Origin of the sequence: Sphingobium sp. MP9-4 (genome assembly GCF_005281675.1) — a bacterium.
Lineage (GTDB): Bacteria > Pseudomonadota > Alphaproteobacteria > Sphingomonadales > Sphingomonadaceae > Sphingobium > Sphingobium yanoikuyae.
Window position 1 is genome coordinate 1 of record NZ_LUFI01000085.1, and the last position, 13231, is coordinate 13231.

Sequence of the window (13231 nt, forward strand, 5' to 3'; positions counted from 1 at the left end):
TCGCTTACCCGTCCGAACCACCCCAAAGCCGCTTTACCCATAGACCAGCGCGTGGGGCCCGCGGGTTCCTGCACTGGAGGCTTTCGTACGCAAGCGCCCGAAACCCTTCACAAAGTCGGTCGTTCGCAAAAAAGGATATCTGCGGCCGCTTTGGCGAAAACCTGCCTTTCCCTTCGGTGTCAATTCTCCAAATGCCGCGTGATTAATCTGGTCCAGAAATAGGGGTTAGCCCCAAGGCATCTTCATCTGCAGTCGCGGCGGCCAGTTCGGCTCTGGCAGCGGCAATGCGTGCCTGTGCTTCAATAAGCTTTACCTCGGCATTGGTTGCACTTTCCTCGCGCTGATTGACTAGGAAGAAGTCGCTCGATCCCAACTCAAACCGCCGCCGTTCGGCTGCCGCCAGCCGCTGGGCCAGTATGCGTTCCTTATCCGTCGTTGCCACCAACTGATTAGCTGCATCAACCTCAAGGCTGATCGCAGTGACTTCGGCGCGGATTTTTTCCGCGAGAAACTGCTGCTTGACCGTCAGTTCATCGATCTTGGCCTGCGTTTCAGCCAGCTTGCCTTTGGCCTTTCGGTTTTGCAGCGGTATTTTGAACGTCACGCCGACGATCATTTCGAGCGGCGTACGGCTCGATCCGCCCAAGCCGGTCGGGCCGACGTCCTTGGCGACTTCCCCACCAACCTCCAGCCGCGGTAGCAGGTCGTTGCGGGCAAGAGCGAGCTTGACCGTCGCCTTGTCTATCTCTTGGAGCATAATGGCGAAATCGGGCCGGCCTTCCAGATTGAAGGCAGAATTCGTCCTGATCCCATCAAGAGCTGCGGCATCGGCCGGCAACCGCATTTCATCGACAACGACCGGCGCGCCATTGGCGTCTCGATAGTAGAGCGACAGCTTGACGGCTGCGGCACGGAAATCCTGCCGCGCCTCCACGACATAGGCCTGTCGCCTCACAAGATTGACGTCATTCTCGGTCAGCAGAATATCGGGCTTGGCACCAAGCTGGACCTGACGTTCTATCCCTTTCGTGCGCCCTCCGGCCAGCGCCAGCAGCGCCTCGTAGGCCTTGAGCTTCAGTCCTGCGGCCACCCATTTCTGATATGCCTCCACCGCGCGGGCCTGCACGCCTATGCTTGCAGCCTTCGTTTCGAACCGGGCGATGTCGATGTTGTTGGTTGCCAGCCGAAACTCGGACCGGCGGGCGTCGATCAGCCTGTCGCGCAGCAGCGAATAAAGCGCCCCAACCTTCAGTTCTCCCAGCCGGTTCGTGTATGATTTGTCTTCATAGACAGGGAAATCACCCCTCGACGCCCGATATTGCCCATATAGATAGCCGCCATTGTTGCTCAGTGGCTGTTCGGCCTTTGCCGCAATTTCCGTACCGTCATAATAGCCCGCGACTCGGCTCCGCCCCTCCACGGCGAACACGGTGTCGAACGCCCCTTGCGCAGTCAGCGCGCGCGCTTCGGCTTGCCGGTTGCGTGCAAGCGCGGCTATGATGTCGGGAGCGGATCGGGCGGACGACTGCAACACCTCTTGCAGCGTCAACGGACCATTGCTGGCTGCGGCGGCAACCGTCGGTGGAATGCTCTGGGCCTGCGCCTGTGCCGTCAGGATCCGGGCAGCGGCCACCAGACAGGCGATGCCGATCACAGTCCGGGTCTTCACTTCTTTTTCTTTTCGATCGAGCTCTTGTCGGCTTTCTCCTGAGCTTTTTGAGCGACCTGATCCTGCCCGAAGTTGAGCGGGAAGTCGTTGAGCTGTCGCCACAGTTCATAGCCGACGGTGACGTTGTCGCCTTGTATCCAGCCCAGCACCTTCCCACCTTGGCGCACGAAGCGGCTGGCGGGCCAGACAGGTTTGCCGGGCGCCGGCTCCACGAGAACCCGGAACAGGCCGTCGGCACGCGGCGCCGGGTCCACGGAGCGGACCTGTCCGTCGTAAATGCCGATGGCGAAGGCTGGCCAGCCGCTAAACTGAAATGCGGGGAACCCCTCAAACTCAAGCCGAACCGGACGCCCGCGCTCGACCAAGGGGATGTCCCGCCCGTCAACGAACAATTCCACTGCACGTTCGATTTGTTCGGGAGTAACAGTCGCAAGCACTGTGCCGGCAGAAATCAGGGCACCGCCCGCAGCCGCATTGAGGTTCTGTATCCGGCCATCCCTCGGCGCAGTGACGAGTTGCGCGGACTCCCGCATTTGCTTGACCTCGATCTGCTTCAACTTCGCACGAGCCTCGGCTAGCTTGGCGTTGGCGTCGGCGACCTTGATCTGGGTCTGCTCAAAGTCACGCCGCGCAGCCAAACCTTCCCTGAAGAGCTGCGCGGTGCGGGAGACGTCGATCGCAGCAACCGCGCGCGCTTGCTCGATGGCAGCGATCTGCGCCTCGACTTCCGACTTTTCGGCAGCCAGGCGATCCAGAAAATTCGGATCGACATCCACGACTTTGGCGATCGGATCGCCAGCTCTTACAAGCGCGCCATCCTGAACAAAAAAGCGATCCACCCGCCCATCCACCAACGATGACACCTGTTGCGACCGATCGCTCGCATCGAGGGACGTAACTTGGCCTCCGCCCTGTGCGGTCTGCCGCCAAGGCACAAACAGAATGGCGACAGCCACGCCGAGGCCGATCAGGATCAACCAGGAAACCACGACGATGGCGCGCGGCGGGTTCAGCGAAGCAAGGGAGCGGAAATGCGCCAACTGAGTCGCGCTGATCGTCACGACCGAACCTCCCTCGTGGCGAGAAATTGAGACAATGCGGCATTGTCCCCGAAACGACGTTGCGCCTGCGTCCCCAGCCAGAGACAGCAGTCCAGATTCAGCGCTTCGGGCCTTCCCGTAAATAAAAATATCGTCGTTTCTTTCTCCCGAAGCATCTTCAATGTGGCTTGGAGCGCATCAGCGGGCATCATGTCGTAAAGTTGGGAAAGCAACAGCACCTTTGGCTGGCTTATCAGCGCGGCGGCCGCCTTGAGCTGCATGACTTCCACGATGGACAGGGGAGAACCCGAACTTGCCAGCTGCGTATCAAGGCCCTGCCGCAGGCTGGATATGCGGGTAGCGAGACCGACGACAGCGAGCACCTTCATGGAAAGCGCGCTGTCCGCATTACCGCCCGCGGCCATGTTCAGATATTCGCGGATGGTGACGTCAACAATGGTGGGCCGGTTGAGCACCACGACTTCTGAGCGCAGCAAATACATATCGAAGGTGCCCAGATCGCTGCCGCCGATCGTCAGCAACCCGCGTTCCGGATTTACGTGGCGCTTAAGCAGCAGCGCTATCTGATTCTCTACACCCGGATCCGCGACGACAACTGCCTGCTCCCCACTGTCGAGCAGGAAATCGAACCGCGACTCGCCTAGCTCGACGGTGCGGAACCGGACCGATCCGTTCGAGGGCGCCTGACCGCTGAGGCCCAAAGGCTCCTGAGGGATCGCGAAGATCTGCGACAGTTCCTCCGAACTGGCGACCAGATCGTAGAATGTGTCGAGATACCAGCCCAGTTGTGCGATGCCGTAGAACACGCCGGAGAGGATGAGTTCTGCCGCGACAAGCTGGCCGATCGAGAGCTGCCCTGCGAGAATGAGATTTCCGCCAAGGGCCAGCAGGGCTGAGGCCGCGAAGGCATAAACCAGGAAATAGGCCAGCGCCTGCGCAAAGCTGTACCGAAAATATCGACGATGCGCGCGAATGTAATTTGCTGTCACCGCCTCCGAGCGATCCATGGCGAAATCAAGATGTCGGGCCGATTTGTAGAAGCCATTCGAAGCTCCCACGCTTTCAAGCCACTGCGCCGCTTCATGCTTGGCATGGGAAACCCCTATGGCGCCCGTGATTGCGCCATGGCGCCACAGCATCCAGATCAGCAGGCATATCACCACGAGAATGATGTTAAAGGCGAGAAAGAAGGGGTGATAAAAGCTTGTGACTACCAGGCCTACCGCGCCCTGAAGAATAATGGTGAATGCACCGATGACAAGGCTTGGGACGGACTTCTGGACGACGACCATGTCGAAATAGCGGTTGAACAGACTGCCCCGGCTTTCGTCAGCGAAGAAAGGGTTCTGAGCGTGAACCGCCCTTACCGTGACTTCCGCCACCACGCGCGCAAATAGGCGACGCTCAAACATGGTCAGCAAGTAAAGCCGCAAGGCGCTGAGGCAAGCGACCATGAGCAGCAGTACCAGCATGACGCCCGATAATATCCAAAGCGGCGCGACTAGTGCCGTCCGGGCGACCGAGTTTATCAGAAGTTGAACGGAAATCGGTGTTGCCAACGAGAGAAGCGTTATCGCGAGCGTATAGATAATGCCGACATTGACGTAGCCCTTGTCCGGGCCAACAATCTCTCCCACCCACGCGGCAGCATGCCGCAGACCGAACTGCTCGCCAGCCAATTTGAACCCCTCGAATTTCTGCGGTCGGTTCAATAGCCAACCCATACTAAATCCGGCAAGAAGTCAATGCTGCATGGCAACATTTGCTTACATTAGAGCCATAACGTCAGCAGAAGAATTTGGCGATATAGAGCTTTGGGACGGATGCGCCAAAAGCCGCCGTTCGCCGAAGCAAGCGCGAACGGCAAAAATGTCCCACCCTCGGTCTAAGCGGACTGGCCGTTAATAGGTGCGCCATTTTTCCAATTGAACGACTTGGATGGGCGCAAAGCTGCCTGATCAGATCACTGTCGCGGGGCAACCAGTCCTAGTTCCGCCTTGACCTGGCTGTTTTCTGCTCAAGCCATATTTTCCGCAGTTCATCGTCCAGGCCCTGACCTTTGTCGCTGCAGAGCGATCAGCCACTCAAGATCATTTGCCTCGGTAGGAACCGGCTCGACCTTATCCATCGGCTTGACGTTTGAGCTGCCCTTTTGATCACTTTGTACAAGCCTCGGCGATTTGGCGATGGGCCGATCAATCCGGAGCGAGGCATTAGTTTGTGACGCGACATTCCTATCGGTCACGCTTTGGCTAGCCATCGGGCGCTGTGCAATGAACTCGTGCCATTGCATCACGCGAGGCAATCGCAGCGCGCGGAGTGCGTCACGCAGTTCGCCCTCCAATTTTGCCAATCGAGGCTTGCGAACGTGCGTAGAGAAATAGGCATAGAACGCCCGCCGCGCACTCGCTGCAAGACTTTGTGCCTGCTGTCGGCGCTTCTCCATGAGCGCCTTCGCGACGGCCTTACGATCTTTGGCATATTGCTCTTTGAGTTGCTTCCTCCTCACGGACGCCTCCCGACGCTGATGCAAGCACCGAGCGCGATAAGCCTCGAAATCGTCGCGAATTGACGTCTCATCAATGTCGGTTGCGCTTTCTGGCGCAGGCACAGTTGCCGCTGCAGTCGGCCACCACTCACCTAGCGTAGGCGTGCCCGACTCGCGCCGTTTCTCGATTTGCACCAGTCCATAACGGCGTCCGTCGCCGTCAAGCTGAGATGCCTTGATGCTATTTTGAGTATCTGTCAGATCGAACAATATTAGCCCGACAACCTTTTCACCGTTGGCTTTGCTCGAGCGAATAGCAGGCCGCAACCCGATCCCAATAGCCGCTAATCGGCGTTGGGAATGGGGCCAGTCAGGTTCGTCGAGCGCCGCGCGAATTGCTGGTGCGCGTTCCAACAGTGACGGGTTACCGGTTCGTTCTACCCGATGCATCTGCGAACCAGACGGTCCACGAGACTGACCCGACATCCTGTCTGCGGCCATTTCGCGCGGTGTACGGAGACAGCGTAAGCCAAGTTTGCGTTCGATGCGTCGGCAGAAATTCTGCAGCCGATATAGCGCATGGCGATTGAAAGATCCGCGGACGGTTTGATCCTTGGCTAATGATGCGGCCTGCTTTGGCGTCAACGCGAAATCGCCGAGTCCTGCGACCTTGACCCCTTTGGCCAGGAAAAGCTGTTTGGGCGGAGTCTGGCCGGTATCTGGATTTACGGTGCACCAGAAGATGTGCACATGGTCATAATCCTTGTCTTTGTGCCGTACGATCACGCGCTGGTGATTGCTAAGGTCGAACTCGCTGTCGATTTCATCGACCATTTGTCGCCACTCGGTTGCGGCGAGTTGGCCGTCTTCAATGGCCGCCGATAGCGAACAATGCATCACGACCGACTTTGCGCGGCGAGCCATGCTCGCGACTAGGGCCATCTCCTGCGCGGCCATGTCGATCGAAGAGACCCCACGAATATCCAGGACTTCATGGTCTCGATGGTCCATCAGGTAATTGACCAGGCCGCCAAAGTCCCGGCCGAATTTGATTTCCGGAATCATCGGAGCAGCATCCGGGTCGCGGAAAGCAGATCTCGGTATGCATCATGAAGCGCATCATGGTCGACATGCCCGCTAGCGTTTGCATGTTTGGCGAGTTGATTGATGTTGACGCCAATGCGCCGCACTTCGCCGACGAGGAGCCTTGATGGCAGGATCATCGGCTGCCCTTGCTGCACCAGGCGTCGAAGTGCTTCCGCTTTGGAGCAGTTCGAGTATTCGGCGATTTCTTCGAGGCGGCTATGCTCCGCTGGCGACCACCTCGTCGTAAGTACGATGGTGCGCACGCGAACCTCGGTGCCAGTTTGGCCAGGCAATTTCATTTCTCCAATGCAAGCATTTGGGGAGGGTTCAGGGAGGGCTTCCCTCCCTGACAAGGTCAGGCCAACGCGTTCGACTGCGCCAGAGCCGTAGGCGACAAAGCAGTCGAACCCGCGCCGCCCCGGGCGCGGTAGTCGTTGGCCAGCCCTTGCTCCTTTCCTCCCACTTTCATTTTAAGCTGCCACTTGGGACGGTGCCGCCGCGAAATGCGGAGGCAAAGCCCTGCGTATGCAGGATCAGCGATGGCGGATTAGAGATCGCCTGCTCGACGATCCGCGTATTCTGCAGCGCAGATCATGAGGTCATTGCGCACCATGTCGCGACGAGCTTCGCTCGCATCGCGTTTCGACTTTGCACCAATTGTGAAGCCGCCTGCCGCCGCATTCACGCACCGAGCGAACTCTGTTTCGGTTGCGGCATGATGCGCTTGGCGTTCGGGCGACATGTACCATGCTGCCACCATCCAACTCGCCGTCGCAGCAACTACGGCGACACCGATCATCCACATGATCGCGATCCGAAGCAGGCGATAGGCCGCATCATCGGCGCCAATGGGCATCGTGTCACGGATCCTCGACAGGGCACTGATCGCAGCCCGATCGATGCGCGCATCCAGATCATGATGGATGCGCTGTTGGCCTTCGAAGGCCGCCTGCTTCATAATCGCTTTGAGTTCGCGAACATGCTCGGTGCGCAGGATCGTCTCAGCCATGAAACCTGGGCTGTTGACGAGTTCAGGCGGAAGATCACGGATCAACCGATTCATCGTTTTGTAGTCTTCGGCGGTCGGCTCGCGGTGCAGCAGATGACGGATCATATCCTCAGACGAACTGCTCATGCCATGATCTCCTGGATCTTCTTCAGAACGGGCTCGCAAGCCTCTTCCGCGCGGGACCACCAAAGATCGAACTCGATCGTTTCCGAAAAGGACAGCCCAATCTGGGGCCGGGGATAGAAGGGCGCATGAGCACGTGCGATACGGGTCCGCGCCCGGATTGGCAGCGCAGGCAGCAACAACTCTCGCACTCCTCGTGCGAGTGCTTGGGCCCGTGTTTGCGACTCCCTCCAGATCACGAACTCGGCGAGTGTCGACCCGAACCTGCCATTCATCAGGAAGAACGTATTGTCGGATGGCGCAAGTTCGGGTGCCGCTTTGAACAGGCGGACCGAATCCTCTTCTTCGTCAGCGATCCAGAGGCTAATAACCTCTCGCTGCAGCTTTTCGGTTGCCAACAAGATGGCGGCCTTCTGCTGGCTGGCGACTTCGCCAAACCCCGCTTGGGTGTCGATTAGAATGACGGTTTCATCGGCGACGGCTTCCCAACCGTCAAACATCTGGGCCCAGCCCGCTTCGCTGCGCAGATAGGGGCGGCCGACGGGGAAAACGGAGGCGTAATAGCGCTCCAAGTGAGCGTTTCGCGCGTCGCCGTCGAACCCGACAGCGGAGTACCCCCACTGTCCGAGCAAGCCGGCGAAGATTCGGGCCGCGAAAGATTTACCAATCCCGCCCTTGTCGCCACTGAACAGCAGGATCGGGGCCTTCCTCTTGCTGTTCTTTTTGGGGTTGTATGGAATTGATGACGGCATAGCCATGAGACGTATCCTGACGAGAATTTGATAGATTGCTGACTGAAAGGCGCGAGGATCAGAGGTCGCTAATCGGGCCGTTTTCCACGATCAGCCCGCCGAACATGTCGGTCGGAGCCGCAGTCTTTTCCGGGCGGACAGCGACCGGCATGCGGCGCCGTCGCTGCGGACGCTTCGCGACGATTTCATCGGCGCTGTTCCGCACATCGCGGCGAGCGAGCGTCAGCGCCTCACGAAGCTGGCTTTCAGTGATTTTGTGATGACCCATCCACTCGCGCATCTCGGGCAGCCTGATGAGTTCCGGCAGCTTCGCGTCCGGGCACTTGCCAAGAAGGTTCACCACAAATTCGCGCGCCTTTGCGCGCGGACTGGAGCGCGACTGCCGCTGCTTCAGCAGAGCTCCTGCGACCCGGTCGGAGAAGTCTTCTTCATCATCCAATGACATTTTCAGTCTCCTGTTCAGGCCCGACTGCGTGCCGGGCTTGGGAGGCTTGAACCATGTTTTGGAAGTCCTGGAACGGGTGGCGCGGTATGAAGCTAAGCCATCGTGACACGACGACGAAAGTCGCGTCCGTGGAAATATTCGTTTAAGATTAGCGGGATAGGGTGCGCGCTCTTCAAGGAGCATCCATGTCCACCCGCGAAAACTATCATCAGAAAATCAAGCTACCATCGAGGTTTGATACAGACTCAATTGCGAAATCCATCAAGGAAAACACCGAGGCGATCATTTACGGCGGCCTAAAACGCAGACAATATCACGAGGCGGCTTTCAGCACCGGGGACCTTCGCGAACTGCCGCCCGGGCATCTCTTTAATCATTGCGTGCGAGGGCCAGCGTCAGCATTCGCCAACCAGGAAGCCATTGAGCAGAAATTCACCCGCATGCTCGATGCATCCAACAATCCTGATGCGTTGCAGAATGTGGCGCAGGCGTTGAACCTTTCGCCGGGGCGCGATGCAGAACTGTTATGGAAAACAGGAACGATCGCGCCTGACTTTCTCAGGCTCTGCCGTAAGGGCTATTTGGGCAAGGCCATCAAAATCATTCCAGCGGAGGGCTGGGGCGATTGCACGCGTACTGAGTTGTTATCGCTCGTATCGAACGTCGCGATATATAATGCTGCGTTTCAGGTTCAGCTCATTGGTGCTCGCGCCTGGATGGTGGACCATCTCCTCACTCGGCTGGACGGCCTAACGGGACCGTACCGTCAGCCTGCCGCAATTCGTGACATCATCAAGGCCGCAGATGCTGTCGTCAAAGTGGATGACCACTACTTTCGGCCCAAAAAAAGGCAGCCGAATGCCGATCTTATTACCGACCTGCGCTCACTCGCTGAGTCCTATTTAGCCATATCAGATCGGTCAGAGGGCGAAATCGAGCACGAAATCCGCAAGTTGCTCCCCCGGTTGGGCGCGAGTGCGAAAAAAATTCGAAGCACGATGGAAAGGCTAAGGAATAAAAATAATAACGAAGGAAAGGTGATCAAGAACGCAAATTGGGGTTGTCACCGCGCTTATTACGGCCATCCTGCCGGATTCTGCATCGCCTTCGCAACAAAGCGCCTGATACAGCTTTCTGACCAGATCAATGACATCGTTGACGGCGTATATGAAAACAATAAGTTGAAATTGCCTTCTACATTTCGTGATGATTTGCCTAATAATAAAGATGATCGAGTCAATCAAATTTTGTTCACGTATCGCTACATTTACGACATAGAATTAGATCAGAGCGTCTCGTTAGCGGACCTGAAATACGAAACTGAAGCTCGAGGGAATACGCTCAATCAGCAATTGCTGAAGACCGTTCACACAACGCTCGGCAAGCTCTCTATCCGACGTGAAAAATGGGCTGGGCGGATGGCCTTGAAAGAAGCTCAGCGGTTCGATGTCCTGATCGAGTATCTTTTCCGTTCGGTTCCGACCGCGCCACCCGCCACATCAGCCCTGGCCCAGGCTAAGCAAAAGCGTGAGCAGGATCAGAAACATAGACCGCCCGGTCGGTATCGCGCTTCGGGCAAGGGACGCAAAAGGCACAAGAAGTGATCATGTCACTTCTTGCTCCCCGCAATCAGGCGAGGCTGACAACCTCGCGTGGTTCATCGCGCAGCTGCGGCGCGCAATGGAGGATGATCCTCAACTGCTCGAAGATTTGCAGATAAGGATCAGGAACTCATCGCCATTGGCGCCCACGAAAGCCGCGGGAGGCGACGACGACGACATCCTCGTTCCGCTGGCCGTCGTTAAGGAAATAGCGGGGCTGGGTAAAACCAAGATCTACGATCTCATGAAACGTGGCCAGTTTCCTCCAGCATATAAACCGGGCGGAGCGGCGACGCGCTGGAACTTACGCGAAGTGCGGGCATGGCGAGCCAACCTTCAGCGCCTTCGTCGACCTCCTTGAAATTCGGGCGATCAAACCCTCTTCCGAAGCAAACATGCGATTTAACAAGCGATAAGGAGAATTTATGAAAGCCGAGAATTGTGTTGGCGATGCGGAGGTTCACGCACTTTACACGCCCGCGTACCTGCCTGGCTCGCACTGGCCAGTGTATCTGTGGCTCGACCATAGCGATGGCACAGCTTGGGTCGAACAGTTCGAACCAGGTGCGATGCCGATCGAAGTCGCAAACGGCCAGATGAGCATGTGGCAGCTTGGTGAAGTACCGACCATCGGCGAGGCGCGCGACCTCGTGAATAGGCTGCTGCCAGAATTGACGACCTATCTCGTCGAAATCGAGGAAGAAGATGCCGATGATTCAGAGATAGCGGACATCTGCCAATCCTTTGTGTCAGGTCACAGCTTTTCCACCGTCGTTGAAATCCTAGAGTCGCCCGCCGAAACGGCGCTCTGCGAGGCAGGAGACGAAGTAGATATAGGCGATCCAGATGCGCATCGGATCGAATACTCGTTCAGCCCTATAATCTTGACGGCCGAATCGACAGATGCGTCATTGACGGCGTTGGCGGCGGACATAGAGAAGCATTTCGCGCCTACTATTCTGGTTGATACCGAATCTTATGTGGCCCGAATGAGGCGCGACCTCAGAGATAATGCGGGACTTCGCCAAGGTCGCGCATCCTAAAACTAGAATGCCATGACTTAGGAATTTGATTTTCCGAAGACGGGGCTAGGGGTGAAATTCCAAATCCACTAGCCTCGTCCACGGCAAATTTAGGGCTGTGCAGTCCGTTCGAATTGCCCACTTCGCTCAGCTATCTGCAATTCGGTGCCTAGTCATGCGTCCCGACCAGCACCTCACTGGATCGTACCTCCAGCCGCAAGAGCATCGAGGCAATCTGCAATTGCCAGCCAACGCATGACGCTGGCTTCGTCACCCTTGATAGCAAGGTCTTTCACGCGTCCGGCGATGAACTCCTCTGCCCCGGCACCATATTGGCGATCAACGGCGAGCGCCGCAGCCCAACGTTCCATTTCCCTGGTCATAGAAACGACGGCGCCTCGGCCACCGTTGCCTTCTTCTTCACCCATAATTCGCTGGTGCGGGTCATTTTGATCAACTCATCGGGAAAGCGACGTTCCTGAAACGCCACGGCATCATCGAACGATCCATGAAGCCAGCGCTCATAGTCTTCTGGCATGAGAAGCACCGGCATTCGATCATGCACCGGCCGGATGGCCTCATTGCAATCCGTCATGACGCCGGAATAGACCGGCCCCCATTCATCGCTCACGCGCCAGAGCCCTGCCCATGCAAAGATCGGCTGTCCCTTCACATTGAACCAGGTCCGCGTCTTGGCGCCCTTTTGCCCTTCCGCTTCGGCAAAGGCCGTCAGCGGGATGAGGCAGCGCCATTGCGGCTTGGCCGCCAGGCCTTTCCACATCGGCTTGGCGAGATCGGCGATATTATTGACAGGCCTGGGTTTTGCCGTCGGCGACATGCCCTTGAGGCGCAACGGAAAGCCCCAGGTCATCGACTGCATGATGCGCTGCCCGGCTTCCTCCCGGATCACGAGGCCCGGCGTACCGGGATAGACCTCGTCACCGGCATTGGACATGACCGGATTTGCCACGCCAAAATGGGCGGCCACCTCGGCAGCGCTCAGACGCTCGGTGTAGAGATTGCAGATGGCTGACCTCCTGTTCGAACGAAGCGGCTGGAGCAGTTGTCGATTCCAGCGTCATCCTATCATGGCGCGAAAGACTAGGAAGCCGCCTATCTGTCAGGACAGCCGGCAAACTTCTCGACGCGGCTACAGCAAAAGCGCCTGCGCCTGCGTCCCGGGCGGCGGCGCCTTGCTGCGCCAGCTATCCTCGCTGCGCTGCACGTCCATCCGTTCGGCCGCAAAGGGCGGTCGGAACTGAAACCGGATCACATCCTGGATGCTGCCATGCAGCCAGGCGTCATAATCATGGGGATCAAGCAGAACCGGCATCCGGTCATTGGTCGGCGGGATCGCCGCATTGGCCTCCATCGTCATGCCGGCATAGACCGGTCCCTCGCTCAGCAGGTTTCGGCAGAAGCCGGCCCAGGCAATGATCGGCTGGCGCTTCACCGAAAACCAGGTCCTGGTCTTGGCACCGGGCACGCCATCGGGATTGGCAAAATGGGTGAGCACGATAAGGCAGCGATAGCGCGGATCGACCACCATCTCCTCCCACATTGGGTTGGTGAGATCTGCGACAAGGCCGATACGCCCCGCTTCTTCGCCGCGCGCGCGCATATCCTTGGTCAGGCGCAGAAAACCCCATGTCATGGACCGCAAGAGGCGCCGGCCGCTCTTCTCGAAGACAACCAGCCCCGGCAGCCCTTCGACTGTCTCCTCGGGCACCGTGATCGAGGGCAAGGAATCGATCCCGAAATGCGCCGCGATCTCGGCGATGCTCGCCCGCGCGCAATGCAGCCGTGACATGACCTCACCTCCTGGAGGGACTCGAAGCCATCTTCCTAACATAGAACATATGAAGAACGAAATGCCATTGACTCCGGCGCAGGATTGGGGCGAACAAATGGGGAACATATTTTCGAGTCCCTGCCTCCATGTCAAAAACCGCCATCCTCGACGAGCTGCGTGCGC

Annotated in this window: 14 protein-coding genes; 3 read left to right on the plus strand and 11 right to left on the minus strand. The window is 57.9% G+C overall.

Translation table 11 applies throughout. The annotated features are described in order from the left end of the window. Nucleotides 1-202 precede the first annotated feature (202 nt). From A0U87_RS23695 to A0U87_RS23730, 8 genes are all read right to left on the minus strand, one after another. Complete coding sequence (locus A0U87_RS23695; RefSeq protein ID WP_240700628.1) at nt 203-1588, minus strand: TolC family protein; 1386 nt, start codon at nt 1586-1588, stop codon at nt 203-205. 77 nt (nt 1589-1665) lie between these two features. Continuing rightward, nucleotides 1666-2730, minus strand: coding sequence for an HlyD family efflux transporter periplasmic adaptor subunit (locus tag A0U87_RS23700; protein ID WP_137406058.1), 1065 nt, complete (start codon nt 2728-2730; stop codon nt 1666-1668). After that, on the minus strand, nt 2727-4409 hold the full coding sequence (locus tag A0U87_RS23705) for an ABC transporter ATP-binding protein (RefSeq protein WP_137406069.1): 1683 nt from the start codon (nt 4407-4409) through the stop codon (nt 2727-2729). The genes A0U87_RS23700 and A0U87_RS23705 overlap by 4 nt, the downstream gene beginning before the upstream one ends. A 359-nt stretch (nt 4410-4768) precedes the next feature. Continuing rightward, on the minus strand, nt 4769-6283 hold the full coding sequence (locus tag A0U87_RS23710) for a relaxase/mobilization nuclease domain-containing protein (RefSeq protein WP_137406059.1): 1515 nt from the start codon (nt 6281-6283) through the stop codon (nt 4769-4771). Beyond that, nucleotides 6280-6603: a plasmid mobilization relaxosome protein MobC gene (mobC, locus tag A0U87_RS23715; protein ID WP_137406060.1), complete on the minus strand. Its 324-nt coding sequence runs from the start codon at nt 6601-6603 to the stop codon at nt 6280-6282. Before mobC ends, A0U87_RS23710 begins: the two co-directional genes overlap by 4 nt. 248 nt (nt 6604-6851) lie before the next feature. Continuing rightward, nucleotides 6852-7439, minus strand: a complete 588-nt coding sequence (locus A0U87_RS23720; RefSeq protein ID WP_137406061.1) for a hypothetical protein — start codon at nt 7437-7439, stop codon at nt 6852-6854. Further along, complete coding sequence (locus A0U87_RS23725) at nt 7436-8194, minus strand: hypothetical protein (protein ID WP_137406062.1); 759 nt, start codon at nt 8192-8194, stop codon at nt 7436-7438. Before A0U87_RS23725 ends, A0U87_RS23720 begins: the two co-directional genes overlap by 4 nt. Nucleotides 8195-8246: 52 nt before the next feature. Beyond that, nucleotides 8247-8633 carry a hypothetical protein gene (locus A0U87_RS23730; RefSeq protein WP_137406063.1) on the minus strand — a complete coding sequence of 129 codons (387 nt, stop codon included), beginning with the start codon at nt 8631-8633 and terminating at the stop codon, nt 8247-8249. 185 nt (nt 8634-8818) lie between these two features. Here A0U87_RS23730 and A0U87_RS23735 point away from each other — a divergent pair, with 185 nt between their 5' ends. The 3 genes from A0U87_RS23735 to A0U87_RS23745 all read left to right on the plus strand — a co-directional run bounded on the left by A0U87_RS23735 (nt 8819) and on the right by A0U87_RS23745 (nt 11277). After that, nucleotides 8819-10237 carry a hypothetical protein gene (locus tag A0U87_RS23735; protein ID WP_137406064.1) on the plus strand — a complete coding sequence of 473 codons (1419 nt, stop codon included), beginning with the start codon at nt 8819-8821 and terminating at the stop codon, nt 10235-10237. Between the two features lie 76 nt (nt 10238-10313). After that, nucleotides 10314-10595 carry an AlpA family phage regulatory protein gene (locus tag A0U87_RS27085; protein WP_137406065.1) on the plus strand — a complete coding sequence of 94 codons (282 nt, stop codon included), beginning with the start codon at nt 10314-10316 and terminating at the stop codon, nt 10593-10595. Nucleotides 10596-10659: 64 nt separating this feature from the next. Beyond that, complete coding sequence (locus tag A0U87_RS23745; protein WP_137406066.1) at nt 10660-11277, plus strand: hypothetical protein; 618 nt, start codon at nt 10660-10662, stop codon at nt 11275-11277. A gap of 173 nt (nt 11278-11450) precedes the next feature. Here A0U87_RS23745 and A0U87_RS26360 read toward each other — a convergent pair whose 3' ends face one another. The 3 genes from A0U87_RS26360 to A0U87_RS23760 form a co-directional block, all read right to left on the minus strand. Continuing rightward, nucleotides 11451-11639, minus strand: a complete 189-nt coding sequence (locus A0U87_RS26360; RefSeq protein ID WP_170978464.1) for a hypothetical protein — start codon at nt 11637-11639, stop codon at nt 11451-11453. Beyond that, nucleotides 11636-12244 (minus strand): SOS response-associated peptidase family protein, encoded by a 609-nt coding sequence (locus A0U87_RS23755; RefSeq protein ID WP_240700627.1) that lies wholly within the window; start codon nt 12242-12244, stop codon nt 11636-11638. The genes A0U87_RS26360 and A0U87_RS23755 overlap by 4 nt, the downstream gene beginning before the upstream one ends. Nucleotides 12245-12406: 162 nt before the next feature. Then, complete coding sequence (locus tag A0U87_RS23760) at nt 12407-13066, minus strand: SOS response-associated peptidase family protein (protein WP_137406068.1); 660 nt, start codon at nt 13064-13066, stop codon at nt 12407-12409. Between the last annotated feature and the right edge of the window lie 165 nt (nt 13067-13231).